24 protein-coding genes are annotated in these 24,400 nt (G+C 68.9%); 12 read left to right on the top strand and 12 right to left on the bottom strand.

The window, feature by feature from the left end:
• Nucleotides 1–6: 6 nt before the first annotated feature.
• The 3 genes from ACGFI6_RS04815 to ACGFI6_RS04805 all read right to left on the bottom strand — a co-directional run bounded on the left by ACGFI6_RS04815 (nucleotide 7) and on the right by ACGFI6_RS04805 (nucleotide 2,676).
• Nucleotides 7–1,089 carry a hypothetical protein gene (locus ACGFI6_RS04815; protein WP_393115288.1) on the bottom strand — a complete coding sequence of 361 codons (1,083 nt, stop codon included), beginning with the start codon at nucleotides 1,087–1,089 and terminating at the stop codon, nucleotides 7–9.
• A 334-nt stretch (nucleotides 1,090–1,423) separates the two neighbouring features.
• On the bottom strand, nucleotides 1,424–2,107 hold the full coding sequence (locus ACGFI6_RS04810; protein WP_393115287.1) for an SRPBCC domain-containing protein: 684 nt from the start codon (nucleotides 2,105–2,107) through the stop codon (nucleotides 1,424–1,426).
• Complete coding sequence (locus ACGFI6_RS04805) at nucleotides 2,104–2,676, bottom strand: helix-turn-helix domain-containing protein (RefSeq protein WP_393115286.1); 573 nt, start codon at nucleotides 2,674–2,676, stop codon at nucleotides 2,104–2,106. The genes ACGFI6_RS04810 and ACGFI6_RS04805 overlap by 4 nt, the downstream gene beginning before the upstream one ends.
• A gap of 216 nt (nucleotides 2,677–2,892) precedes the next feature.
• On the opposite strand from ACGFI6_RS04805, the gene ACGFI6_RS04800 reads away from it, so the two are divergent.
• From ACGFI6_RS04800 to ACGFI6_RS04765, 8 genes are all read left to right on the top strand, one after another.
• Nucleotides 2,893–3,810 (top strand): DNA polymerase beta superfamily protein, encoded by a 918-nt coding sequence (locus ACGFI6_RS04800; protein WP_393115285.1) that lies wholly within the window; start codon nucleotides 2,893–2,895, stop codon nucleotides 3,808–3,810.
• 147 nt (nucleotides 3,811–3,957) lie between these two features.
• Nucleotides 3,958–6,075, top strand: coding sequence for an alpha-galactosidase (locus ACGFI6_RS04795; RefSeq protein ID WP_393115284.1), 2,118 nt, complete (start codon nucleotides 3,958–3,960; stop codon nucleotides 6,073–6,075).
• 37 nt (nucleotides 6,076–6,112) lie between these two features.
• The gene (locus ACGFI6_RS04790) at nucleotides 6,113–7,054 is read left to right on the top strand and encodes a carbohydrate ABC transporter permease (RefSeq protein WP_393115283.1); all 942 of its coding nucleotides are present in this window, start codon (nucleotides 6,113–6,115) and stop codon (nucleotides 7,052–7,054) included.
• Complete coding sequence (locus tag ACGFI6_RS04785) at nucleotides 7,051–7,932, top strand: carbohydrate ABC transporter permease (RefSeq protein WP_393115282.1); 882 nt, start codon at nucleotides 7,051–7,053, stop codon at nucleotides 7,930–7,932. Before ACGFI6_RS04790 ends, ACGFI6_RS04785 begins: the two co-directional genes overlap by 4 nt.
• Nucleotides 7,929–9,284, top strand: a complete 1,356-nt coding sequence (locus ACGFI6_RS04780) for an ABC transporter substrate-binding protein (RefSeq protein ID WP_393115280.1) — start codon at nucleotides 7,929–7,931, stop codon at nucleotides 9,282–9,284. The genes ACGFI6_RS04785 and ACGFI6_RS04780 overlap by 4 nt, the downstream gene beginning before the upstream one ends.
• 171 nt (nucleotides 9,285–9,455) lie before the next feature.
• Nucleotides 9,456–10,025, top strand: coding sequence for a DUF1707 domain-containing protein (locus tag ACGFI6_RS04775; RefSeq protein WP_393115278.1), 570 nt, complete (start codon nucleotides 9,456–9,458; stop codon nucleotides 10,023–10,025).
• Complete coding sequence (locus ACGFI6_RS04770) at nucleotides 10,022–10,435, top strand: hypothetical protein (RefSeq protein ID WP_393115277.1); 414 nt, start codon at nucleotides 10,022–10,024, stop codon at nucleotides 10,433–10,435. Before ACGFI6_RS04775 ends, ACGFI6_RS04770 begins: the two co-directional genes overlap by 4 nt.
• Nucleotides 10,428–11,885: a multicopper oxidase family protein gene (locus tag ACGFI6_RS04765; protein ID WP_393115276.1), complete on the top strand. Its 1,458-nt coding sequence runs from the start codon at nucleotides 10,428–10,430 to the stop codon at nucleotides 11,883–11,885. Before ACGFI6_RS04770 ends, ACGFI6_RS04765 begins: the two co-directional genes overlap by 8 nt.
• Nucleotide 11,886: 1 nt before the next feature.
• Here the strand turns inward: ACGFI6_RS04765 and ACGFI6_RS04760 are convergent, their stop codons facing one another.
• From ACGFI6_RS04760 to ACGFI6_RS04735, 6 genes are all read right to left on the bottom strand, one after another.
• Nucleotides 11,887–12,066 (bottom strand): hypothetical protein, encoded by a 180-nt coding sequence (locus ACGFI6_RS04760; RefSeq protein ID WP_393115275.1) that lies wholly within the window; start codon nucleotides 12,064–12,066, stop codon nucleotides 11,887–11,889.
• Between the two features lie 84 nt (nucleotides 12,067–12,150).
• Nucleotides 12,151–13,269, bottom strand: a complete 1,119-nt coding sequence (locus ACGFI6_RS04755; RefSeq protein ID WP_393115274.1) for a sulfite oxidase — start codon at nucleotides 13,267–13,269, stop codon at nucleotides 12,151–12,153.
• A 43-nt stretch (nucleotides 13,270–13,312) separates the two neighbouring features.
• The gene (locus tag ACGFI6_RS04750) at nucleotides 13,313–13,921 is read right to left on the bottom strand and encodes a response regulator transcription factor (RefSeq protein ID WP_393115273.1); all 609 of its coding nucleotides are present in this window, start codon (nucleotides 13,919–13,921) and stop codon (nucleotides 13,313–13,315) included.
• A gap of 67 nt (nucleotides 13,922–13,988) precedes the next feature.
• Nucleotides 13,989–15,122 carry a sensor histidine kinase gene (locus ACGFI6_RS04745; protein ID WP_393115272.1) on the bottom strand — a complete coding sequence of 378 codons (1,134 nt, stop codon included), beginning with the start codon at nucleotides 15,120–15,122 and terminating at the stop codon, nucleotides 13,989–13,991.
• 36 nt (nucleotides 15,123–15,158) lie between these two features.
• On the bottom strand, nucleotides 15,159–15,893 hold the full coding sequence (locus tag ACGFI6_RS04740; RefSeq protein WP_393115271.1) for an ABC transporter permease: 735 nt from the start codon (nucleotides 15,891–15,893) through the stop codon (nucleotides 15,159–15,161).
• Entirely contained in the window at nucleotides 15,890–16,792 is a 903-nt protein-coding gene (locus ACGFI6_RS04735; protein WP_393115270.1) for an ABC transporter ATP-binding protein, read from the bottom strand. The genes ACGFI6_RS04740 and ACGFI6_RS04735 overlap by 4 nt, the downstream gene beginning before the upstream one ends.
• A 227-nt stretch (nucleotides 16,793–17,019) precedes the next feature.
• On the opposite strand from ACGFI6_RS04735, the gene ACGFI6_RS04730 reads away from it, so the two are divergent.
• The gene (locus ACGFI6_RS04730) at nucleotides 17,020–17,511 is read left to right on the top strand and encodes a DUF1269 domain-containing protein (protein WP_393115269.1); all 492 of its coding nucleotides are present in this window, start codon (nucleotides 17,020–17,022) and stop codon (nucleotides 17,509–17,511) included.
• A gap of 4 nt (nucleotides 17,512–17,515) precedes the next feature.
• On the opposite strand, the gene ACGFI6_RS04725 is transcribed toward ACGFI6_RS04730, so the two are convergent.
• Nucleotides 17,516–18,382: an NAD(P)H-binding protein gene (locus ACGFI6_RS04725; protein ID WP_393115268.1), complete on the bottom strand. Its 867-nt coding sequence runs from the start codon at nucleotides 18,380–18,382 to the stop codon at nucleotides 17,516–17,518.
• 113 nt (nucleotides 18,383–18,495) lie between these two features.
• On the bottom strand, nucleotides 18,496–18,972 hold the full coding sequence (locus ACGFI6_RS04720) for a MarR family winged helix-turn-helix transcriptional regulator (RefSeq protein WP_393115267.1): 477 nt from the start codon (nucleotides 18,970–18,972) through the stop codon (nucleotides 18,496–18,498).
• 81 nt (nucleotides 18,973–19,053) lie between these two features.
• Here ACGFI6_RS04720 and ACGFI6_RS04715 point away from each other — a divergent pair, with 81 nt between their 5' ends.
• Complete coding sequence (locus tag ACGFI6_RS04715; protein WP_393115266.1) at nucleotides 19,054–19,830, top strand: SDR family NAD(P)-dependent oxidoreductase; 777 nt, start codon at nucleotides 19,054–19,056, stop codon at nucleotides 19,828–19,830.
• A 7-nt stretch (nucleotides 19,831–19,837) separates the two neighbouring features.
• On the opposite strand, the gene ACGFI6_RS04710 is transcribed toward ACGFI6_RS04715, so the two are convergent.
• Nucleotides 19,838–20,917, bottom strand: coding sequence for an alpha/beta hydrolase family protein (locus ACGFI6_RS04710; RefSeq protein WP_393115265.1), 1,080 nt, complete (start codon nucleotides 20,915–20,917; stop codon nucleotides 19,838–19,840).
• 89 nt (nucleotides 20,918–21,006) lie between these two features.
• Between ACGFI6_RS04710 and ACGFI6_RS04705 the strand changes: the two genes are divergently transcribed.
• The gene (locus ACGFI6_RS04705; RefSeq protein WP_393115264.1) at nucleotides 21,007–21,948 is read left to right on the top strand and encodes an aminoglycoside phosphotransferase family protein; all 942 of its coding nucleotides are present in this window, start codon (nucleotides 21,007–21,009) and stop codon (nucleotides 21,946–21,948) included.
• Nucleotides 21,949–22,046: 98 nt separating this feature from the next.
• Nucleotides 22,047–24,185: a DUF222 domain-containing protein gene (locus ACGFI6_RS04700; protein ID WP_393115262.1), complete on the top strand. Its 2,139-nt coding sequence runs from the start codon at nucleotides 22,047–22,049 to the stop codon at nucleotides 24,183–24,185.
• Nucleotides 24,186–24,400: the final 215 nt, after the last annotated feature.

Here is a 24,400-nt window from a genome sequence, read left to right as displayed (position 1 = left end):
TGTCTGTCAGTTGAGCGTCATGCGCGGTTCGCCGTTGAGGAGGCCGGGGCCGGCGATGGTGCAGGTGCCGCCGCGGTTTTGGGTGTAGGTCTGGCGGAGGCAGTCGCGGAGCGCGAGTTGCGCCCAGTAGTTCGGGTGCAGGGATTCCTGGATGAAGTAGTTCGAGCCGATCGTGGTGACGGTGCGGATCTGGTTGATCCACTCGGTCTTGTCGACGGCGGCCGGCTGGGTCCAGGAGCTGAGGCCGACCTCTTCGTACAGGCCGACGTTCTTCTCGCACAGGCGGCGGCCGTTGAACGCGGACTGGAGCTCGAGCAGCCGGGCGTTGCCGAGCCCGGACTGGCCGATCGCGGCGCGGACGGTGCTGTTGATCGTGACCAGTGCGGTGCTGTTGGCCCAGTCGGCGTCGGCGTTCCAGAAGCCGCAGCCGCCGGTGCTCTGCCGCGTGTAGCCCGACTGGCCGTACCGGAATCCGCTCGCGGACGGGATCGGTGACGGGTACGTCTGGACGACGAGATTCCAGGTGCTGTCGCCGTACCCGGCGTTCCGCATCGCTGTCCGCAGGTTCTGGAACGCGGTCGCGATCTTGGCGCGGACGGCGGTGATGTTGGCGGCCGTGAAGTTGGCGACGACCGACGAGTCGTCCCGGCAGTAGTCGGGGTCCCAGGACGGCGACAGCAGGAAGTCCTGCACGCACTGGGTGACGATCGACGCGAAGTTGAAGTCGTTGCCGCCGATCGACACGACCACCTGCTTGACGTTGTGGCTCGCCGCGAACTGCTGCAGCAGTTTCGCCTGGCCGAGGTGGCCGGCGCCGTCGTCGTAGAAGTCGATGCCCGGCTTGAAGTCACTGCCGGTGCCGGTCGTGGTGCGGGCGCCGGAGCAGGCCAGGTTCAGCCCGCCGATGCCGCCGCCGAGGTACGCCTCCGCGGACAGGCTGCGGTGGCACTTCGGGATCTGCTCGGCGGTGTGGGTCGCGTTGTCGTGGTACGCATGCGCACCGAGCGCGTCGGCCGGTGCCTCGGAGTCGTTCGAGCTGCCGGCCCAGCGGCCGGCCTCGCCCGAGATGTAGGAGTCCCCAACGGTCACGACGTACGGTGTCCCGGATCCGGGACCGTCGGCGTGCGCCGGGGGAGCGACCAGGCCGAGCCCGGTCAGGGACAGTAGGAGAACAGTTGCTGAGACTCGACGACTTCTCGGGTTTCGCACCGGAAGGCCTCTCTCGCCGGAGTTCGGTGACCGCCAGGACCCCCACCCGATCACCGTCGGCTTGATACTTCCCGGTAACCACGCCGCATAGACACAGAGTCGTGACACCTTTGCGCCCTGTCACCGCCGGGTCAGCGATCTAACGACAGGAGGTAGTGCCGTCTGCCGCCGGATGCCGACCGGGTCGCCGCCTGACGACGGCCCTGCGAGGGCACTACCTCCTGTCGTTAGCGGTGTAGTGCTCCGCCCACCACTTGCTCCAGCGGCCCTCTACCTCGGCGCGGTCTGTGTCGGCGTAGAGGGAGAGGATGGCCATGGTGGCGCCGTCCGGTTTCTTGATGCCGGGCGGGATGTGGTTGAGGACAAGGAGGCCGTTGCCCCAGGCATCGACGGTCAGGCCGAGCTGGTGCTCGGAGGTGTACCAGATCTCGCCCTTGATGCGCTGGCCGACGAGGTCCAGCTCCACCGTCGTGCCGACCGTGCGGTGGTCCAGGCCTAGTTCGGTGATCGGGGAGGTTGGGCCGGTTCCGGAGAAGAACAGGGTGTGCCGGGCGTCGCCGGGATGGCGTTCGACGGCGAAGCGGAGTTGGTGGAGGAAGGTGGTCCAGCCTTCGGTGACGTCGTCGTAGTAGGCGTCCCAGTCGGGATCCGCACCGAGCGGCGCCCGCGTCAACGTGACCCGCGAACCGCCTTCGACCGCCTCGACGGCGAACTCGTCACCGTTCCCGAGTCGCAGCGTCGTGCCCTCCTCGACCGCCCGGGTGAAGTAGATCTGCTCGATCTCCTCGTCGAGGCCGCCCTCGTACTCCCAGCCGTGCCAGTGCCGGATCTTGTCCCTGTCCCGCAAGGCATCCCACACCGTCGCCACCGGAGCGGCAATCGTCACCACGATCTTCATGTCTCTCCTCGAGTACCTCGGGACGGCGCCGGGTGACCGCCCGCGACCAGCCGGTACGGCCGCCCGCCCGCGCTGTCGAACTCCTCGACCACACGCTGCATCGCCGCCGTCAACGCGTCGGTGAACCGATGGACGTCGCCCGGCTCCGCGAACCGCACTTCGGCCTCCACCGTGAACGTCAGCAGCCGCTTCCCGTCCGCGTCGGCGGCGCTCTGCATCCGGGCCACGTCCCGTACGGTCCCCGCGGCGACCTCGACCAGGTGCTCGGCGGCGTACTGGTCCTGGATGTGGGTGAAGGCGTTGCCCATCACCGCCGGATCGACCACCAGGCCGGCCGACGCACGCAGGATCCGCTCGGTGAATCCGCGCCGCTGCCGCTCCTCGACGAGCTCGACGAGGCCGGCCTTCTCGAGCTCGCGCAGGTGGTAGTTGACCCGCTGCCGCGGCAACTCGAGCGTGGCCGCGAGCTGGGTCGCCGACGAGGGCTCCCGGAGCAGCTCGAGCAGCCGCCGCCGGATCGGCGACAGCGCCAACCGCACCTTCTCGGGCTCCTCGACGTACCGCATCATGACAGTAAATCTCCACTTGACAGGAAAAGTTGTCAAGAGTGGTTTGCGGGTCGCCAGGCCATCACAATCGGCGTCTCGCGCACCTCGGCGCGCTCAGGGCGCGCCGAGGTGCGGAGTTGTGATGGCCTGGCGGTCCGGGGTCGAGGGTGAGGGCGTGAAGGCATGCCGGCTGTCGGGTGGGGAGGTGGTGGGCCGGTGGTCGGGGAAGATGGCGGCATGTCGGTGCAGGGACCGCAGTTGCCGGTGGGTACGCAGGTGGTGGTTCGGGTCGCCGCGCCGGACGATCGGGGCGGTACGGCCCAGCGTGGGGCGACCGGGCGGGTGGCGGGGATCACCGTGGACGGGCGCTACGCGGTTCGGCTCGTCGACGGGCGGGAGACCGTGGCGCGGCGCGATCAGCTCAGCCTGCGGACGGCGTACCAGGGCGAGGCGATCGAGCTGGATCAGCCGGACGGCGATCGTCTCGTACGCGAGCACACGATCTACGCCGCGGTGGTCGGATCGCGCGCGTTCGGGCTCGACACCGACGAGTCCGACACCGACACCCGAGGTGTGTACGTCGCGCCGACCGAGGCGTTCTGGTCGCTCGCGAAGCCGCCGGCACACGTGGACGGGCCGGAGCCCGAGTGGTTCTCGTGGGAGGTCGAGCGGTTCTGCGAGCTCGCGCTCAAGTCGAACCCGAACCTGCTCGAGGTCCTGCACTCACCCCTCGTCGTCCACCAGACCGCGCTGGGTCAGGAACTGCTCGACCTCCGCCGGTCCTTCCTGTCCCAACTGGCCTACCAGACGTACTCGGGCTACGTGCTCAGCCAGTTCAAGAAGCTCGAGACGGACTTCCGCCGCGACGGTGCACCGAAGTGGAAGCACGTCATGCACCTGATCCGGCTGCTCCTGTCGGCCCGCGAACTGTTGCTCGAGGCAACCCTCGTCGTCGACGTCGGCCCGGATCGCGAACGCCTGCTGGCCGTGAAGCGTGGCGAACTGCCATGGGACGAGGTCGAGCGCTGGCGACTGCAGCTGCACAAGGAGCTCGACATGGCGCTGGAGCACACGGTGCTGCCGGCGACGCCGGACGTGACAACGGTCGACAACTGGCTGCGATCGGTCCGAAAGCGGAGCCTCGAGGACGCCTGAGCCGGTCGGCCGTCGCTGAGGAAACCCCTGTTCCTTCGTTGTAGAGAGCCCTAAGGTATTTACTTAACTTCGTGAAGCATTGACAACCGGGCTGGCGGGGTAAATAGTTCCGTCCTGAAATCAATCAGAAAGCAGTGTGAATCAACAGTGTCGAACATCGAGATTCTGCAGCTCCGGGCCGGCGGTGTCAGCCTGGTGCTCGACTGCTCCGGTCCGGCTCTTCCGTCCGTCCTGCACTGGGGCGCGGATCTGGGTGAGCTGACCGGCAACGCTCTGCGCGAACTCCGGCGCGGCGCCGGCGCGGTCCAGGATGGCAACGGCCTGGACGGCAACCTCCCGATCGCGATCGTGCCGGAGTACTCGGCCGGCTGGTTCGGCCTGCCCGGCCTGAACGGGCATCGCGACGGCCAGGACTTCTCCGCCAGCTTCCGCCTGACGAACGTCGCGCGGACCGGCAACACGGTGCAGATCGAGGCGGCCGACGCGGGCCTCGAGCTCAAGCTCGCGATCGAGCTCACGGACTCCGGCCTGGTGAAGACCAAGGCCGACCTGACCAACACCGGTACGACCCCGTACACCGTCGACGGGCTGTACCTGGCGTTGCCGGTCCCGACCGAGGCGACCGAGCTGCTGGACCTGACCGGCCGCCACATCGGTGAACGGCACCCGCAGCGGCATGCGTTCACGCAGGGCGCGCACATCCGCGACAACCGCCGCGGCCGTACCGGCGCCGACGCCACGCTCCTGCTCCTGGCAGGCACCGAGGGCTTCGGCTTCCGCACCGGCGAGGTGTGGGGCGTGCACACCGCCTGGAGCGGCAACCACCGTTCGTACGCCGAACGCGGCATGAGCGGGTACGGCGTGATCGGTGGCGGCGAACTACTGCTCCCGGGTGAGGGCCGCATCGAGCCGGCCGCCACCTACAGCACCCCGTGGATCTATGGCTCGTACGGCGTCGGCCTCGACGACCTGTCGACGCGCTTCCACGAGTACCTGCGCGCACGTCCGCAGCACCCGAAGACCGAGCGTCCCGTCGTACTGAACACCTGGGAGGCCGTGTACTTCGACCTCGACCTGGACAAGCTGAAGGCACTCGCGAACGCGGCCGCCGAGGTCGGCGCGGAGCGGTTCGTGCTCGACGACGGCTGGTTCCGCGGCCGCCGCGACGACCACGCCGGCCTCGGTGACTGGTACGTCGACGAAGGCATCTGGCCGAAGGGGCTGCACCCGCTGGTCGACCATGTGAAGAGCCTCGGCCTGCAGTTCGGGCTCTGGGTGGAGCCGGAGATGGTGAACCCGGACTCGGACCTGGCCCGCGAGCACCCGGACTGGATCCTCGCCACCGGCGACCGGATGCCGCCGACCGCGCGCCACCAGCAGGGCCTGAACCTCGGCATCCCGGCCGCGTACGGCTACATCCTCGAGCGGCTGGACAGCATCCTCGGCGAGTACGACATCGCGTACCTGAAGTGGGACCACAACCGGGACTTCGTTGACGGCGGCAACCAGCACACCGGTACGGCGGGCATCCACGAGCAGACCGCTGCCGTGTACCGGCTGATCGACGAGCTGAAGCGCCGGCACCCCGGACTGGAGATCGAGTCCTGCTCGTCCGGCGGCGCCCGGGTCGACCTGGGCATCCTGGAGCGCACGGACCGGATCTGGGGCAGCGACAGCAACGACGCGCTCGAACGTCAGACCATCCAGCGGTACACGCAACTGCTGCTGCCGCCGGAGCTGATCGGCTGCCACGTCGGACCGCCGCGGGCGCACACCACCGGCCGGACCCAGACGCTGTCGTTCCGCGCGATCACCGCGCTGTTCGGGCACTTCGGCATCGAGTGGGACATCGCTTCGGCGAGCCCTGAGGAGCGGGCGGAGCTGAAGGGCTGGGTCGCACTGCACAAGGAACTGCGGCCGCTGCTGCACACGGGCCGCGTGGTCCGTGCCGACCGTGGTCCCGAGGACGTACTCGTGCACGGCGTCGTGGCGCAGGACGGATCGCGCGCGGTCTTCAGCGTCGTCCAGACGAAGCAGTCGGTGACGTCCGCCGTCGGTCGCGTACGGCTGCCCGGGCTCGACCCGCAGACCACCTACCGCATCGGCAAGGTCACGACACCCGGACCCGAGTCGCGCTCAACGGTGTGGTCGGCCGACGGTGGAAGCGTGGAACTGAACGGCGCCGCCCTCGCCGCGGTCGGGGTGCTGATGCCCGCGCAGTGGCCCGAGAACGCGATCTTGCTGGACGTGACAGCGGTCGGGTAAGCCCACCCGGCCGCGAAACAACAGAAGGAGATCCCCCGTGACCACAACCAACGCACCACCCAAGGCCGAACGAAGTCACGGGGGACAGGCCGCGCCGCCAGGGAAGCGGCGCAGCCTGGGAGACCTCAAGGTCGCACTGATCTTCCTCCTGCCGGCCACCGTCGGGTTCGTCGTGTTCTACATCTGGCCGACGCTGCGCGGCGCGTACCTGAGCTTCACCGAGTACAGCCTGCTCTCGGCGCCGAAGTTCAACGGGCTGGACAACTATGAGCGGATGATCCACGACAGCTTCTTCTGGAACGCGCTCGGCGTCACCGTCGAGTACGTCGTGATCAACATCGGCCTGCAGACCGTACTGGCGGTCGGGATCGCGATGCTGATGTACCGGCTGACCAAGTCGATCACGGTCCGGGCCATCATCCTGGCGCCGTACCTGGTCGCGAACGTGGTCGTCGCCCTGGTCTGGTACTGGATGCTCGACGTACAGGTCGGCGTCGTGAACACGTTCCTGAGCTGGTTCGGCGTCGACCCGGTGGCGTTCTTCGGCGACTCGCACTGGGCGATCCCGACCGTTGCCGGCATCAACGTCTGGCGGCACATGGGCTACACCGCACTGCTCGTCTTTGCCGGGCTCCAGACGATTCCGGCGTACGTCTACGAAGCGGCCGAGGTGGACGGGTCGACCGAGTGGAAGACGTTCTGGCGGATCACGTTGCCGCTGCTGCGGCCCGTTCTGGTGATGGTCCTGGTGGTCACCATGATCGGATCGTTCCAGATCTTCGACACGGTCGCGGTGACCACGCAGGGCGGTCCGATCAACGCGACGCGGGTCATCTACTACTACATCTACGAACGGGCGTTCACCCGGTTCGACTTCGGGTACGCCTCCGCGATGGCGCTGGTGCTGTTCGCGATCCTCGCCGTGGTGTCGCTGGTGCAGTTGCGGCTGCTCCGGGCGCGGGAGAGTGATCTCGCATGAGGAAGCAAGTGAGCGTTGGACGTACGGTCGCGTGGGTGCTGTTGTTCATCCTGCTGATCGTCACGCTGTTCCCGTTCTACTGGATGCTGCGGACGGCGTTCTCGGACAACACGCAGCTCCCGGGGCATCCGCATTCGTTGCTGCCGGTGGAGACCACGCTCGGCGCGTTCAAGCGGGTGCTCGGGCTGTCCTCGATCGAGGAGGCGCAGGCACAGGGTGGATCCGGTGCGGCCGTGAACTTCTGGCTGTACCTGCGGAACTCGTTGGTGGTGGCAACCATCACCACGGTCTGCCAGGTGTTCTTCAGCGCGATGGCGGCGTACGCGTTCGCGCGGCTGCGCTGGCCCGGGCGGGACAAGGTGTTCGCGTTGTTCCTGGCCGCGCTGATGGTGCCGCCGATCTTCACCACGCTGCCGAACTTCGTGCTGATCAAGAACCTCGGGCTGCTGAACAGCTTCGCCGGCATCATCCTGCCCGGCGCGTTCATGACGCCGTTCGCGATCTTCTTCCTGCGGCAGTTCTTCCTCGGCATCAACCGTGAACTCGAGGAGGCGGCGATGATCGACGGCGCCGGGCACCGGCGGATCTTCTTCGGGCTGGTGATCCCGATGAGCGCCGCACCGATCGCGACGCTGGCGATCCTGACCTACATCAACTCCTGGAACGACTACTTCTGGCCGTTGCTCGTCGGTCAGCAGGAGAACGTCCGGGTGCTGACGGTCGCGCTCGGCGTGTTCCGGTCGCAGACCCCGCAGGGCGGTCCGGACTGGGCCGGCCTGATGGCGGCGACGCTGATCGCGGCGCTGCCGATGATCATCTTGTTCCTGGCGTTCGCCAAACGGATCACGAACTCCATCGGCTTCTCGGGGATCAAATGAACCTCTCACGTAGGACCTTGCTGAAGGCCGGACTCGCCTCGTTGGCCGTACCCGCGGTTGCCGCGTGCAACAACGGCGCCGCGGCCCGCGGTGACGGCGAGATCATCTACTGGCTGTGGGACTCCGCGCAGCTGCCGATGTACACGGCGTGCGCGAAGCTCTTCCACGAACAGAACCCGCAGTACAGCGTGAAGATCGAGCAGTACGGCTGGAACGACTACTGGTCGAAACTGGTCACCGGGTTCATCTCGGACACCGCGCCGGACGTCTTCACCGGGCACTCGTCGAAGTACCCGCTGTTCGCCGACAAGGGGCAGGTGCTGCCGATCGACGATTTCGTTGCCAAGGACAACGTTGACCTGTCCATCTACCAGAAGGGCCTGGCGGATCGCTGGATCGGGGCCGACGGCAAGCGGTACGGCCTGCCGAAGGACTTCGACAGCGAGGTCTACTTCTACAACAGCGCCTTCACCGAGGCGGCCGGGATCAGCCCCGAGCAGCTCAACTCGATGACCTGGAACCCGCACGACGGCGGCACGTTCGAGCAGATCGTCCAGCGGCTGACGGTCGACTCGAAGGGCCGGCGCGGCGACCAGCCCGGGTTCGACAAGACCAAGATCAAGGTCTACGGGCTCGGGTACGCCGACGCCGGTGGTGGCGACGGGCAGACGAGCTGGAGCTGGTACGCGGCGAGCAACGGCTGGAAGTATTCCGAGGGTGAACCGTGGGGGACGAAGTTCTTCTACGGCGACCCGAAGTTCACCGACACGATCGGGTGGTGGCGCGGGCTCATCACCAAGGGGTACATGCCGACGTACGCGCAGGCGAAGTCCGGGGTGGACGTCACCACGAGCTTCGGTGCGGGGAAGTACGCGATCACCCCGAACGGTTCCTGGATGCTCGGCACGTACGGCACGCTGAAGCAGGTGAAGACCAAGCTCGCCAGGCTGCCGATCGGGCCGATCGGCAAGCGGATGTCGATGATGAACGGGCTCGCGGACACGATCTGGGCCGGGACCACGCAGCGTGAGGCGTCGTGGGCCTGGGTGAAGTTCCTCGGCTCGCAGACGGCGCAGGACATCGTCGCCAAGGCGGGCGTGGTGTTCCCGGCGGTGGCGGCGAGCCTGCCGCTGGCGAGGGCGGCGTTCGCGAAGGGCGGGTGGGACGTCACGCCGTTCCTGGAGACGGTCGAGGCGGGTGACGTGTTCCCGTACCCGGCGAATCCGAACGCCGCGGACGTCACCGCGGTGATGACTCCGGCGATGGATGCGGTGATGGCGTTCGAGGCGGAGCCGGCGTCGCTGGCGAAGGCGAACGACGACGTCAACCAGATCCTCTCAGTCAACGGCTGAGGGTTAACCCTGGGGCGTACTACGCCCGGGGGAGTATGCCGTACTGCGTCCAGCGGTGCAGCGTGCTCCTCCGGGGGTAGCGCAGGTGCCGCCGCTGAGGCGACGCGGAGGAGGGGTCCGCAACGACAACCTTGGTGCCATCGGAGAAACCTTCGAGCACCAGGGAGAGTCATGAACGAGGAGAGGCCGGGCGGACCGATCCGCATCGGCGACCGTGAGCGCGAGGACGCCGTGCGGCGTCTGGGAGAGCATTACGAAGCCGGCCGGCTGAGCGCGGAGGAACACTCCGAGCGCGTCGAGCAGGCCCTGAAGGCCAAGACCGAGGCAGACCTGGGCGGACTGTTCGCAGACCTGCCGGGTCAGCGCCCAGCAGGTTCAGCGGGCGCCGAGGGTGCGGCCGACGCGGGTGAGGGCTGGGCCGGGCCGTGGGGCTGGCGCCGTCCGCCCTGGACCGCACCTGAGAACGCTGCCGGGGCGACCGGTCCTGGAAACGGTGGGCCCGGAAATGGTGGGCCTGGTGGAGCGTTCGGCGGGCCGCGGCCGGAGTGGAGCCGGCGTGGGTTCCTGGGTCGGGTGCCGTTGCCGGTGCTGATCCTGCTGGGCGTACTAGGCGTACTGGCCTCGATCGGGTGCGTGGTGGGTGGCGGGCATCCGCCGATCCTGCCGATCGCGCTGATCGTGGCGGCCGTGTTCGTCGTCCGCAAGCGCCGGATGCGGCACAAGATGGGACACGGGGCATGAGGAACGTGTACCGGATCGTGGGGATGCTGATCGCGATCGCGGTCGTACTGCAGGTCGCCTCGATCGCCCTGGCCGGGTTCACGATCGCGAAGGACGCCGACGACGGCACCTCGATCGGTGCCGACTACAGCAACTTCGGGCAGAGCTACCACAGCATCGCCGGTACGGTGATCGGTCTGCTCGCGCTGGTGTTCCTGATCGTGTCGTTCCTGACCGACGTACCGCGGGGCCGGGTACTGGCCGGGATCGTGGTCGGCCTGGTGGTGCTGCAGATCCTGCTCGCCGTGGTGTCCTTCGGGGTGCCGGCGCTCGGGTTGCTGCACGGGATCAACGGGCTGGTGATCGCGGGTGTCGCAAGCGCCGGCGCCCGGCGGGCCGCCGTACCGAAGCAGCCTGTGACCAGTGTCTGACGTCAAGAAGAAGCGCTGGGGCCGGCTGGTCGCACTGGGGGTCACGCTCGCGGTGCTCGTACCGTTGGGCTACCTCTGGACGACCAGCCTGGTCCCGGGCTCATACAACCCGGCGGAGATGGGGTACGCCGACTACGGCGGCGGCCCCGGCTCGATGGAGCACATGCACCACCAGGGGACGAGCGTCGCGGACCTCACCGGTCCGAAGACGGGCACGCCGAACGTCGACGTGACGCTGACCGCGCGGAAGCAGAAGTACCAGCTCGCCTCGGGGGAGACCGTCGACGGGTACACGGTCAACGGGAGCTCGCCCGGGCCGCTGATCCGGGCGCGCGTCGGCGACCTGGTACAGGTGACGTTCGTGAACGAGTCGGTGAAGGACGGCGCCACGCTGCACTGGCACGGCATCGACGTACCGAACGCCGAGGACGGTGTCGCCGGGGTGACGCAGGACGCCGTACCGGTGGGCGGGAAGCACGTGTACCGCTTCAAGGCGACGCAGGCGGGGACGTACTGGTACCACTCGCATCAGGTGTCGAGCGACGAGGTGAAGGGCGGGCTGTTCGGCCCGATCGTGATCGCTCCCGCTGCACCCGGTGACGTGGTGGCGACGATCCACACGTACGACGGGAAACGGTCCATCAACGGGCGTACCGGGGCCGGACGGGTGGATGTGCCTGCCGGTACGACGGCGCGCGTGCGGGTCATCAACACCGACAACGCGATCCTGCGCGTCGGGCTCGTCGGGACGCCGTACAAGGTGGTCGCGGTCGACGGTCGTGACATTCACGGGCCGACGCCGGTAACGGCCGCCTATGCGCTGCCCGCGGGCGGACGGGTGGACCTCGAGGCGGTCGTGCCGGCCGGCGGGATGCGGCTGGTGGCCGGTACGTCGGCGTTGTCGCTCGGGATCGCGCCCGCGGGGACCGAGCCGCCGAGCGGTGACGTACCGGGCGACACCGTCGATCTGCTGACGTACGGGACGCCGGCGCCGCTCGGGTTCGACCCGGCGCACGCGGACCGCAACTTCGAGTACCGGATCGGGCGGCGGGTCGGGTTCCTGGACGGGAAGCCGGGGCTGTGGTGGACGATCAACGGGCACAAGTTCCCCGACGTACCGATGTTCATGGTTGCCGAGGGGGATGTGGTGCAGATGAAGATCTCCAACACCAGCGGGCAGGCGCATCCGATGCACCTGCACGGTCACCACGCGGTCGTACTCTCCCGCAACGGCGTGGCCGCGACCGGTTCACCCTGGTGGGTCGATACGGTCGAGGTCGGCAACAAGGAGACGTACGAGATCGCCTTCGTCGCGGACAACCCCGGACTGTGGATGGACCACTGCCACAACCTCCCGCACGCTTCCGAAGGCCTGATGACCCACCTGATGTACGAAGGCATCACCACGCCCTACCGGGTGGGCGGCGACTCGCACAACCAGCCCGAGTAGGTCAGGACGCCTCGTCCAGGGTGGCTAGGTGGGTGCAGGCGGCTTGGAGAGCGTCCTGCTGGGTGGTGTACGAGCCGTACCAGAGCGGGTTGTCCGGCTGCGGGTCGAGCTCGTCGTCGACGTCCGCGTACCATTCGTCGACCGTCCTGAAGACCCGCGCGTGCAGATGGCTTTCGTTCACCGCGTCACTCCTGGAAGTGAGAACCGTGTACTCCTCCAGGATGTGACGGCGGTGCGCCGGAAAGCGCGAACGACACGCGGTGCGTCAGGTGACCAGGACACTGATGCGCTGGGCCGTGTTGTTCGCGAAGCCGCCGCGGTTCCACTCGGCCTCGATCGGCTGCTCGCGCCCGGACGCGTCGTACGCGCGGACCGTGAGGACGTGCTCGCCGGGCGTGGCCTCCCAGTCGAACGCGAACGCCCGCCAGCCGAACCGGTCGTCGTCCTGTTCATTGCTGACGGCATCGAGTTTGGCCTCGTGCCAGTTCACGCCGGCGTCGGTGCTGACCTCGACGCGTTCGATCGGCGCCCAGCCTGACCAGGCCCGGCCGAACAGCGGAACGGTGCCCGCGGCAACGAACCGGTGCCGGCTCATGAAGTCCGGGAACCCGGGCGGCACGAGCAGCGCCCGCGGCTCGATCCGCGTCACTGCCTGCCCAGGGTCCTCAGCGCTGTCCGTCGCCGTACGGAATCGGTACGCGACCGCGTTCTGGTAGCCGTCGAAGGTGTGGTCGATCAGCTCGATCGAACGCAGCCACTTCACGCTGGCCATCCCGTACCACCCCGGCACGACGAGGCGCAGCGGGTACCCGTGCTGTGGTGGCAGCGGTGCGCCGTTCATCTCCCACGCCACGATCGCGCCCGACTCGATCGCCTCCTCGACCGAGAGGCCCCGCTGGTAGTCCTGCTCGACACCGCGCTCCACGCCGTGGTCGGCGCCGGTGAACACCACGTCCACGGCATCCTCACGGACCCCGGCCGAGCGCAGCAGGTCCGACAACAGGACGCCGGTCCACTCCGCCGTACCGACTGCCTCTGTCAGCCACGGTTGGCTGATCGGGCGCGGTTGCAGCGTGGCCCGTCCGTTCCCGGCGCACTCCAGCGTGACGCGGACCGTCCGTCGTCCCATGGCGCGCAGCTCGGTCAGCCCGAACGACAACGGCTCCTCGACACAGCCGTCGACCTCGAGACGCCAGTCGCCCGCGTACGTCGCCGGAATGTCGTAATGCACCAGGACGTAGTGCAGCCCCGGCGGCGTCACGTCGTACCGCAGACCCTCCAGCGGCATCCCGTGGTTCCGCGCCGCGAGCTGCAGCTCGTCGGCCGTGATCCCCTCACCGGTGTCCGCCAACCGCCCCCGGACACTGAAGTCACCAATAGCCATAGCGATCCCCCTCCCCTAGGAGAACCCTAGTGGTAGGGACCGGCTACAACCAGCCGTTGTCGAGGGCGATGCGGGCGGCTTCGGCGCGGGTCCGGGCGCCGGTCTTTCCGATCGCGGCCGACAGGTGGTTGCGGACGGTGCCTTCGGACAGGTGCAGCTCCTTCGCGATGTCGGCGACCGTACCCCCGTCCCGGGCGGCTCGCAGTACGTCGGATTCGCGGCCTGTCAGCGGGCTGGTGCCTGCCACCAGCGTCTCCGCGGCGAGCGACGGGTCGACCACGCGCAGGCCCTGGTGGACCCGGCGGACCGCGTCGGCGAGCTGCGTCGCGGGGGTGTCCTTCACGACGAACCCGGCCGCGCCGGCCTCCATCGCGCGGCGCAGGTAGCCGGGCCGGCCGAAGGTGGTGACCATCAGCACGCGAACTCCGGGGACGGCAGTACGCAGCGCGGCGGCCGCCTCGATCCCGTCCAGCCCGGGCATCTCGACGTCGAGCAGCGCGACGTCGGGCTGCGAGTTCTTCGCGGCGTCGATCACCTCGTCGCCGCTGCCCACCTCGGCCACCACGTCCAGATCGGGCTCGAGGTCGAGCAGGGCGGCCAGGGCGCCACGGACCAGGGCCTGGTCGTCGGCGATCAGCAAACGGATACTCACGGCCCTATCCTCACAGCTCTGCCCGTCGTACGGCCGTCCGCACCGGTGGACGTGACACGCGGCGGGTTCACAGGCCGACCCGGACTGCCAGCCGGAACCCGCCGCCGGGGGCCTGGCCGACCTGGAGACCCGCCTCGGCCTTGTCGGCCCGCTCCCGGAGCCCGACGAGCCCGTGGCCCGACGCGCCTCCTCCGGGGGTCGGACCCTTGCCGTCGTCGATCACCTCGATCTGCGAAGCGGTGATCTTGATCGTGCAGCGCTTCGCCCCCGAGTGCCGGATGACGTTCGTGACGCCCTCGCGGACCACCCAGGCGAACAGCTCCCGGTTCTGCTCCGGTACCTCGTCGACCGTGGTCGGCAGGTCCGGCTTGATCTCGGCGGCCTGCAGCGCGGCCTTGGCCGAGACCAGTTCCCCGGCCAGGCTCAGCTCGCGGTACCCGGCGACTGCGGCCCGTACGTCGGCCAGCGCCGCCCGCGCCAGGCTCTCGACGTCCGCCACCTCGGTGGCCGCCCGCTGCGGGTTCGCCTCGATCAGCTTGCCGGCCAGTTCGGCCTTCACCGTGATGACCGTGAGCGAGTGGCCGAGGATGTCGTGCAGGTCGCGGGCGAACCGGTTCCGCTCCTCCTGGACAGCAAGCTTGGCCATGTCCTCCTTGGCGATCTGCAACTCGCTCGCGCGCTGCCCTGCCCGCCGGAGCCCGAACACGGCCAGCGCGCCGAGGAAGATCGCGAACCCGTAGCTGCCGTTGTCGGACCAGCCCGGCACGAGCCGCATCGAGAGCTCGGCGCCGCCGAGCAGCACCGCGGCGATCACGATCCCGAGCCGGAGATCGAGCGAGACCATCCCCGTCGCCGCGATGTAGACGAGGCAGCTGAGGGCCGTCTGGCCGGCCGTCGGCACCAGGAGCAGCGCCAGGCCCAGCATCGACGCGAGCCAGCTCAGCCGCAGCCACAACGGGGCTGCGTCCGGCCGCGGGTAGTGCCAGCGGATGAACCCGAAGAACCCGATGTACGACGCCCCGAACAGGAGCAGTGTGAGCAGCCCGAGCACCTGGGCGACGCCGTGCTGCTTGTCGACGATGACCTGGAGCGGCTGGACCAGGTAGAACAACCAGACGCCGACCGCGAGCCAACCCACCCCGGGGCGGCGCGGCGAGTCCTCGTTGCCGCCCACCCCGAGATAGATCGCTCTTTGCGTCATGAGTACCACGCTATGCCTTGACGTGTGGCCCGGTGATCAGGCCCGCGCGGTGTCGGCGCGGTAGCGGCGCAGGGCGATGAAGCCGAGTACCACGGTCCAGCCGAGGACCACCAGCAGCGCCTGGGTGTCCACGCCGCTCGTGGTCAGTGCGCTGCGCGAGGTCAGGCCCGTCCAGTACGCCGGGGTCAGCTGGGCGATGTGCTTCATGATTGAGGGCATCTGGTCCACCGGCAGCCACAGCCCGCCGAAGGCCGCGATCAGCATCGTGCTCAGCCCGGTGATCGGCTGCACGCTGTCCGGCTTGGCGATGTAGCCGATCACCAGCCCGATGGCGGCGAACGGCAGCGCACCGAGCCAGGAGACCGCCGCGACCGTCAGCCACTGACCGGCGCTCAGGTGCACGTGGCCGAACGTCATGCCGGAGGCGAAGACCACCAGCAGCGGCGGGATCGCGATCAGCAGCGACAGGACCACCTTGGAGATCACATACGCCTGCGGCTTCAGCGGGGTGAGCCGCAGCGTCCGGTTCCAGCCGCCGTCGCGCTCGGCGGCGATCACGCCGCCGCTGCTCATCGCGGCCGACATCGAGCCGAACATCGCCATACTCACCATCACGTACGCGATCGCGGAGATCCCGCCCTCGTCGGCGCCCTGCGGGATCGTCAGGCCGAAGATCGCGAACAGCACCAGCGGCATCAGGATCGAGAAGATCACCACCCGGCGGTTCCGCAGCGTCCGGCGGATGTCGAACATCAGGTATTCGCGGTTCATGCGAGGCTCTCTTCCTGGGCCGCGCTGATGGCGAGAACGGCGTCCTCGAGATCGGCGGCGGTCACTTCGATGTCGTGGGCCGACGTGTTGCCGAGCAGGTAGCGCAGCGTGCGATCGGAGTCCGCGCACTGCAGCAGCACCACGTCGCCGCGGGTCTCGACATTGCGGACGCCGGGTTGTGCGGCGAGTGCGGCCAGGTCGGCGTCCGGAACCGTGGCGCGGATGGTGCGGCCGGAGACGCTCGCCTTGATCTGCGCGGCGGTGCCGTCGGCAACGATCTTGCCGTTCCGCATCAGCACCACGCGGTCGGCGTACGCGTCGGCCTCTTCGAGGTAGTGGGTGGCGAACAGCACCGTACGGCCGCGGGCGGTCTCGGCGTGCATCGACGCCCAGAAGTCGCGGCGGGACTCGACGTCCATGCCGGTGGTCGGCTCGTCGAGCACGATCAGGTCCGGCTGGGGGATGATCGCCATCGCGAACCGCACCCGCTGCTTCTGGCCGCCGGACAAACCCTTCACGGTGCGCCGGGTGAGGTCGGCGATCCCGGCCCGCTCGAGCGCCTCCTGGAGCGGCATCGGATCCTTGTGCAGGCCGGCCACCAGGCTCAGTAGCTCGCCGACCTTGGCGTCCTCGATGATGCCGCCGCTCTGCAGCATCACGCCTACCTGGCCCTGGGCGATCGCGTCGGTCGGCGTGCCGCCGTACACCTGGACGGTGCCCTGGTCGGGCCGGACCAGACCGAGCAGCATCTCGATCGTGGTCGACTTGCCGGCCCCGTTCGGGCCCAGCAGCGCCACCACCTCGCCGGCCCGGATGTCCAGATCCACCCCGGCGACGGCCTGCACGTCCGCGTACCTCTTGGTCACGCCCCGCAGGCTGACCGCAGTCGTTGTCGTCATACCCAAGAGCTTCCCGGACCCTGCCGACCGGGACCTGGATCGAGCGTCACCACCCGGCCATGACATCCGTCAGCCCACTCTCAGGGTCGCTTCTCAGGGTGCCTCCTCAGGGTTGTTCGGGCACGGCGCCAACTATTCGCCGCGACGGACCGTCCAGAGATGCAGAGAGGGTGGTTGGCATGGTCGAACTACTGGCACGAGTGGGAGGGTGGCAGGGGAGGAGCGAGATGGCGACGTTGACGGTGTGGAAGTTCGAGACGTGGGACGGGGCCAACCAGGCGATCGGGACGCTCGAGAGCCTGGCCAAGCAGAAGCTGATCAAGATCCACGACGCCGCGTCGGTGACGTGGCAGCCGGAGAAGCGCCGGCCACGGACCCGGCAGGTGCGGAACATGACCGGTCCGGGCGCGCTCGGCGGGGCGTTCTGGGGGATGTTGTTCGGGACGATCTTCCTGATGCCGTTCGCCGGCGCCGCGCTCGGCGCCGCGGCGGGCGCGGTCGCGGGACGGCTCATCGACGTCGGGATCGACGACGACTTCATCAAGGAAGTACGGGCCCAGGTGACGCCGGGCACCTCGGCGCTGTTCCTGCTCTCCAGCGACGAGGTGACCGGCAAGGTCCGCGAGACATTCCAGCAGACCCGCCTGCGGGCCAAGCTGATCCACACCGACCTGACCGACGACCAGGAAGCCGCCATCCACGAGATGTTCGGCGACTAGCGTCTCAGGACTGCTGGTTGGCCGCGGCTCGCTGGAAGGCCTCGTACGCAGTGGTTGCCGGCCGGCCGATGAGCTTGACCAGGTCATCGCTGGCGGTGAACAACTCTCCGCGCGCCAGCCCGGCATCGGCGTCTGCGACGGCAGCGGCCATCTCTGCAGGCAGTCCGGCAGCGGTCAGGGTGCTGGTGTAGTCCGCGACTGGCATGTCCTGGTAGCTGATGTGGGTGCCGAGGACATCGCTGATCGTGGCGGCGAGCTCGGTCAGGGTGAACGGGGTTCCGCCGAGCTCGTAGGTCGCCCCGAGATGCCCGCCGTCGGTCAGCACAGCCGCGGCGGCCGCCGCATAGTCAGCACGGGCGGCCGCGCTGACGCGTCCGTCTTGTGCGCTGCCCAGCAAGGCGCGGTACTGGGTGATCATCTGGAGCTGGTCGGTGTAGTTCTCCAGGTACCAGCCGTTGCGCAGGATGACGAACGCGGCACCGGAGGCCCGCAGGTAGTCCTCGGTACGGCGGTGCTCGTCGGCGAGCGTGGTCTGCGCGGTCGAGGCGTTGACGAGGCTGGTGTAGACGATCCGCGACACACCTGCCCGGATCGCCGCGTCGATGGCGTTGCGGGCGCTGCCGAAGCGTTCCCCGATCGTGGTCGTGGAGACCAGCAGCAACGTGTCGGCGCCTGCGAAGGCGTTTTCGAGGGAGCTGGGGTCGGCGAAGTCCGCGCGTCGCACCGTCACCCCGTTCTGGGCGAGGTCGGTGAGGCTGCCGGTGTTCCGGCCGGTGGCCACGAGCTGCGCGGGCGGCTTCCCGGCCGCCAGGAGCTGATCGACGACGAGCCGTCCTAGGTGGCCTGATGCGCCGGTGATGACGGTGGACATGGTGTTCCCTTCAGACAGGTCTCAGAGCAGGCGGTCGGTGGCCGCCTAGATTTTGAGAATAGTCAATGATTCTGACTACCACAAGGCAGAGCTCTAGCCTGGGGCGAAGGGGGTTATCGCGCGTAGGGGTCGGTGATCTCGCGGAGCTGCTCGAGGATCTGGTGCAGCAATGTGAAGTTGCGGGTGCCCACGTAGGCCTTCCATTCGGCCAGGATCTCGGTCGAGGTCGCGATCGCCACGGCGGCGGCGCGGCGGCCGCGCTCTTCGATCACGATCAAGCGGGCGCGCCCGTCGGTCGGGTCAGCGGCGCGTCGGACGTAGCCCAGGCGTTCCAGTTGATCGACCAGTACGCCGGCGCTCTGCTTGCTCATCTGCGCATGGTCGGCGAGGTCCGTCAAGCGCGAACCGTCCGGGGCGATGCGTTGGAACACCCGCACCTGGGTCAGTGTCCAGTCGTCGAACCCGGCGTCCTGGATGGCCCGGAAGATCCGGTCCTCCATGTAGCGGTACGGGATGAACAGCGCCACGCCCAGGTCCATGCCCTGCGCGTCGTCCGTACCGTTCTCGGCTCCATCGCCTAACTGCCCCATGGGACCCACACTTTATGCCACCGCCGACTCTGGGTACATTGGTCATAAATACTGACTATATGGTTTATGTGGAGGGGCATCATGACAGCGACACACGGCCTGGCGGGCAAGCGGGCACTCGTCACCGGAGGCAGCCGCGGGATCGGCGCCGCGATCGCGCGGCGGCTGGCCGCGCAGGGAGCGACCGTCGCGGTGAATTATCGATCCGATCGAGCCACCGCCGACGCACTGGTCGGCGAGCTCACCGATCAGCACTTGGCCGCGTCGGCGTTTCCGGGTGACGTCGGCGACTCGGCGCAGGCCCACAAGTTGGTCGAGGCTGTCGTCTCGGAGTTCGGCGGCTTGGACCTGCTGGTCAGCAATGCCGGCGTCGAACACTTCGGGGCGCTGGAGACCATCACCCAGGCCGACTTCGATCTTCAGTTCGGGACCAATGTGGCCGGGCAGCTGTTCGTCACCCAGGCGGCGGTGGCCGCGATGACCGAGGGCGGCCGGATCGTGCTCAGCTCGTCGGTCAGTGCGCGTCTCGCGGTCCAGGAACATGCCCTGTACGCGGCCGGCAAGGCTGCCATCTCGGCCATGGTTCGCAACCTGGCCCCCGAGCTCGCCGGGCGCGGCATTGCCATCAACGCCATCGCGCCGGGCGCCACCGCGACCCGCTTGGCCGCCCAGTACGCCCCGAACTACACCCATCCGGCCTTGACAGGTGTCCCGTTCGACGTGCTCATTCGCTCGATGAACGCACTGGGCCGATTGGGCCAACCGGACGAAATCGCGGCCGTGGTCGAGTTCCTGCTCTCCCCGGACGCGTCCTACATCACCGGCACCACTGTCGAGGCCGATGGCGGCTGGAGCTGAACCCTGATCAGCTCTTGGCGAAGGCGATGGCCTTCAGCCAGTCCTCCTCCAGCAAGTCGTGGTCGCCGGGGCGGACGTGATAGCCGATGCCGTTGGGGGCGAAGGCGGGGCGTGCAGCCTCGACGGCCAGGTACTCGCCGATCGGGTCGGCCCAGGCGTCGTCCTCGGCGCTCGTGACGTACGCGCGACGGGGTGCGAGGCTCGCGAGCAGCTGGTGCTGGTCCACGGGCAGTTCGTCCTCCTTCCCGGCGTACTGCGCGAATGACGGGACGAACCAGTGCGGGAACCTTGTGGTGATCGCCTCGATGTCCTCGCCGCCGGGGTGCCGGAAGAGCGCGGCGCCGCAGCAGCCGGAGCCGTTCGACACCGTCACCGCGAACCGTTCGTCCTGGACGCCGGCCCAGAGCGCGGCCTTGCCGAGGCGGGAGTGGCCGAGCGCGATCGCGTTGGTGGGGTCGACCAGTTCGGTGCGTGCTGCGACATCAAGCAGGCGGGACACTCCCCAGGCCCAGGCAGCGACCGCGCCCCAGGTCTCGGCAGCGCCCAAGGTGCCGGCGGGTCCCGAGGTGCCCGCGGGCCCCGAGGTGTCGGCGGTGCCCGGGGTGTCGGCGGGCCCGGGGGTGTCGGCGGGGAACAGGGCGCGGACGCCGGGGGTTGGCGGGTTCGGGTCGTCGGGCTCGATCTGGCGGTAGTCGGCGGTCAGGACGGCGTACCCGGCCTGCGTGACCTTCTGGTACGGCCAGCGGTGGGCCTGATCGGGGTCGAGCGTCTCGTCATTGCCCCTGAAGTTCAGCACCACGATCACCGGAGCCGGGCGTGCGGCACCGGCCGGGACGTGCAGGAGCGTCTCGAACTCGAGGTTGCCGAGCGGGCAGGCAACGCTGGCCCGGTGCCGCAGACGGTCGGCGGCTCCGTCCAGTACGCCGTCCTCGCGGGACTGCAGTACGAGCTCGGTCAGCCGGCCGCCGTCCGGGGTCCGGCCGTAGATCGTACGCGTGAACTCGTCGACGACGTCGGGTCCGAGCGCCGGCAGCGACGGCATTTGCGCCGCGGACCAGGTCTCGGGGAGCTGCGTTGATTGCGTCATTGCCATCCGTTCGGGGGCTCGAGGTTCCGCGCACGATTCTCCCCGGTCGGCGCGGGCGATGCGAGGCCTGGTCCGCGGGGCGAAATCGGTTGACCTGGTGTCATGGCGGGTGTGAGGGTCGCGGCGCGACGGGCGTTCCGAAGCTGCACGACGACGAGGTCGAGATCGACTCCACGTTGGTGGAGCGACTGCTCGCGGAACAGTTCCCACGCTGGGCGGGCCAACCGGTACAGGTGATCGAGCGGTCGGGGACCGACAACGTGACGTTCCGGGTGGGGGAGCTGTCAGTTCGGCTGCCGCGCACGGAACGTACGCTAGGGCAGGTCGAGAAAGACGTGGCCTGGATGCCTCGTCTCGCGCCGCATGTCTCGCTGCCGATCCCCGAACCCCTAGAGCTCGGTCAGCCGGGCGCAGGCTATCCCTTCACCTGGGGCATCTACCGATGGTTGCCGGGGGCACCGTTCGTGCTGGCCGAGCTGGATGGTGTGCAGGCGGCTCGGGACCTGGCCGGGTTCGTGCGGACCCTCCGCGAGGTGGACGCAACGGGAGCGCCCGTGCCGGACGGCGATCCGTTCAGCCGAGGTACGCCGCTGGCGCCGCGGGACGCGATGTTCCGCGAGGCACTGGATCAGCTCAAGGACCACTTCGACACCGGCTGGGTGACGGCCGCGTGGGAGGAGTCGCTGGCCGCGGACACCTGGGACGGTACGCCGCGCTGGATCCACGGCGACCTGATGGCGGGCAACGTACTGGTTGCTGACGGCAAGCTGTCCGCCGTGAGCGACTTCGGCACCGCCCGCGCCGCCGACCCGGCCGGCGACCTGCTCGCCGCGTGGTACCTGTTCGAAGGCGACTCCCGTACTGGGTTCCGCGAAGCACTCGAGGTCGACGAGGCCCCCTGGCTCCGCGCTCGCGGCTGGGCCCTGTCCCTCGAGATCATCTCGATCCCGTACTACCTGCGCCGCAGCCCGAACGCCCTCTCCGAAGGCCAGGAATCCGTCGCCGAGATCCTCACCGACTTCCGCCTCTAGGTTCTGTTGCCTACAGCAAAACGGGTGTTTCCCGACAGGTGATTTTAGATCTGTGGATAACTGGATCCCTTGTAAATAAGGGGTTCTGGCTTTGAAAAGTGTCGGTGGGGGTGTCTAGAGTTCGGGGTATGGAACTTCTGGACGAGCGGGCACCTGAGATGATGAGCGACGAGGAGCTCGTGCGCGCCATCGACCAGGAAGACCTCGCGCTCGCCCAGCACGAGACCCGCCGCCTGCGGCTGCTCGCGGACCTGGACCAACGCGGCTATGCCGAACGCATCGGCGCCCGCGACACGATCCAGTTCATCGAGTACCGCTACCGCCTGGACCACCACCGAGCCCGCCGCGACGTCCTGCTGGCCCGCGCCTTGCCGAAATACCCTGCACTCAACGCGGCGCTCCCCGACCTGCACCCAGGCAGCCCGGCCGCCGGCCAGACCGACGGGCAGACCAGCGAGCAGACCGACGGGCCAGGCCTGCGGTTCCGGCCCGCGCAGGCCGAGGCGATCGTCTTCCCGCTAGAGAAGCTCCCGTCCACGGTCGCGGTCGAGGACCTGGAGGTCGCCGAACGTGAACTGCTCCGCCTCGCCCGCCACCTCGCCCCCATCGATCTGCGTAAGTCCGCGCAAGAGGCCTGCAACATCCTTGACACCGACGGCCCAGAACCCGCAGAGGAAAAGGCCGCCGCCCGCGAGTCCCTCACCCTGACCAACGCCGACCACGGCGTGAAGTTCAAGGGCTACCTGGCCAACGACAACGCCGAACTCCTCCGCACCCTGATCACCGCCGGAGCCCGCCCCCACAAAACCCTCGACGGCGACCCAGACCCCCGCCCCCGCGAAAAGCGCCAGGCCGACGCGTTGTCCACCACCCTCACCCTCGCCGCCACCGCCCTGGACGCCGGCACCCCCAGCCCCACCACCCCCCGCCCCACCACCCCCAACCCGACCCCCCCCAACCCGACCACCCCCAACCCGACCCCGCCGAATACGGCCGCGCCGGACCCAACCGCGTCGAACCCGCCCGCGTCGAACCCGCCCGAATCGAATGCGACCGCATCGGACCCGGCCGCGCCGGACCCGACTGCACCGAGCCCTGCCGTGCCGGACCCTGGCGTGCCGGACCCTGCCGCGCCGGAGTCGACCGGGTCGCGCCCTGGCGTGCCGGACCCGACCGTGCCGGACCCGACCGGGTTGCGTCCTGCCGCGTCGGAGGCCAGCGCGGCAAACACCGCCCGGTCGGATCCGACCGGGCGAGACACCGTCGCCCGCGGCGCTGCTGCGTCGAGCCCCGTCGCGTCGAACCTGGCTGCGCCTGGCCCCACCGCGCCGCTGCCGTTCGCGTCGGGCCGGGTCTGGTCGGGTGGTGTTGCGGCGGGTCTGGGTGGGTTGGGTGGTGTCGGCGTGGGTGGTTTGGGGAAGGGGCAGGGGTGTGGTGTTGCTGGTGATGTGGTGCCTGGGTTCGGGGCGAAGGCGAACCTGACGGTGACGATTGACCTGGAAGACCTCAAGGCCGCGACCGCGGACGCGATTGGTGACACCGTCTACGGCAACGGGCTGTCAGCCGCGACGATCAGACGCCTGGCGTGCGACGCCAACGTCATCCCCATCGTGCTCGGCTCGAACTCCGAACCCCTCGACGTGGGCCGCCGAGAACGCCTGGTCACCCGGGCGATGCGCCGTGCCCTGAACACCCGCGACCGAGGCTGCGTCGTCTGCGGAGCCCCGCCCGTCATGTGCGACGCCCATCACCTGATCTCCTGGGTCGACGGAGGCGAGACCAAACTCAACAACCTCGCCCTGCTCTGCCGCAGACACCACGTAGACCTCCACAACGGCCACTGGACCATCACCATCACCAACGGCACAGTCCACGTCACCCGCCCGCACTGGGCCGACCCACCATCCATCCGCAACCCACGTCCAACCACAACACCACCGTCGCCCGGCAACTCGCCCGTCGACCAAGAACCCGCGTCCCTCGCGAACCGGGAGCAATTACCCACGCGTGCCCCAGCCCCCGAGGCCGCCACCCCCGGAACTGACGCGCAGATCGAGGCAGAGCACGAGGACCAGGCTGCGCTGCGCGATGCGACGTACCTCGCGATCTGGGGCGAAATGCCTCCGACGGAGACCCAGGACAGGCCATCGCGCGGGTCCACCGGCAGCAGGATTGCCGACCCCGGGGACGAGACCAGCAATGTCACCCCAACCAGACCGGCTCCCATTTCACGCTAACGCCGCCACGGACACGCCCTGCCGCCCGGTCGCGTCAGGTGCCGGCGCGCGACCGGCCGGACCACGCCTCCAACCACGGCCCGCAGCGATTCCCACCTCCGCGCCTCCGCACCTCCGCGCCTCCGCGCCTCCGCGCCTCCGCGCCTCCGCGCCTCCGCGCCTCCGCGCCTCCGCGCCTCCGCGCCTCCGCGCCTCCGCGCCTCCGCGCCTCCGCG

Source organism: Kribbella sp. NPDC048928, from assembly GCF_043197975.1.
Taxonomy (GTDB): Bacteria; Actinomycetota; Actinomycetes; order Propionibacteriales; family Kribbellaceae; genus Kribbella.
Note: the sequence above shows the minus strand (reverse complement) of the source record. Positions and strands in the feature narration are given on the sequence as shown.

Coding starts and splice junctions, on each gene's coding strand:
- ACGFI6_RS04810 (WP_393115287.1), bottom strand. CDS start 2,107: ATGAAGATCGTGGTGACGATTGCCGCTCCGGTGGCGACGGTGTGGGAT.
- ACGFI6_RS04805 (WP_393115286.1), bottom strand. CDS start 2,676: ATGATGCGGTACGTCGAGGAGCCCGAGAAGGTGCGGTTGGCGCTGTCG.
- ACGFI6_RS04800 (WP_393115285.1), top strand. CDS start 2,893: ATGTCGGTGCAGGGACCGCAGTTGCCGGTGGGTACGCAGGTGGTGGTT.
- ACGFI6_RS04785 (WP_393115282.1), top strand. CDS start 7,051: ATGAGGAAGCAAGTGAGCGTTGGACGTACGGTCGCGTGGGTGCTGTTG.
- ACGFI6_RS04780 (WP_393115280.1), top strand. CDS start 7,929: ATGAACCTCTCACGTAGGACCTTGCTGAAGGCCGGACTCGCCTCGTTG.
- ACGFI6_RS04775 (WP_393115278.1), top strand. CDS start 9,456: ATGAACGAGGAGAGGCCGGGCGGACCGATCCGCATCGGCGACCGTGAG.
- ACGFI6_RS04770 (WP_393115277.1), top strand. CDS start 10,022: ATGAGGAACGTGTACCGGATCGTGGGGATGCTGATCGCGATCGCGGTC.
- ACGFI6_RS04755 (WP_393115274.1), bottom strand. CDS start 13,269: ATGGCTATTGGTGACTTCAGTGTCCGGGGGCGGTTGGCGGACACCGGT.
- ACGFI6_RS04745 (WP_393115272.1), bottom strand. CDS start 15,122: ATGACGCAAAGAGCGATCTATCTCGGGGTGGGCGGCAACGAGGACTCG.
- ACGFI6_RS04740 (WP_393115271.1), bottom strand. CDS start 15,893: ATGAACCGCGAATACCTGATGTTCGACATCCGCCGGACGCTGCGGAAC.
- ACGFI6_RS04735 (WP_393115270.1), bottom strand. CDS start 16,792: ATGACGACAACGACTGCGGTCAGCCTGCGGGGCGTGACCAAGAGGTAC.
- ACGFI6_RS04730 (WP_393115269.1), top strand. CDS start 17,020: ATGGCGACGTTGACGGTGTGGAAGTTCGAGACGTGGGACGGGGCCAAC.
- ACGFI6_RS04725 (WP_393115268.1), bottom strand. CDS start 18,382: ATGTCCACCGTCATCACCGGCGCATCAGGCCACCTAGGACGGCTCGTC.
- ACGFI6_RS04720 (WP_393115267.1), bottom strand. CDS start 18,972: ATGGGGCAGTTAGGCGATGGAGCCGAGAACGGTACGGACGACGCGCAG.
- ACGFI6_RS04715 (WP_393115266.1), top strand. CDS start 19,054: ATGACAGCGACACACGGCCTGGCGGGCAAGCGGGCACTCGTCACCGGA.
- ACGFI6_RS04710 (WP_393115265.1), bottom strand. CDS start 20,917: ATGACGCAATCAACGCAGCTCCCCGAGACCTGGTCCGCGGCGCAAATG.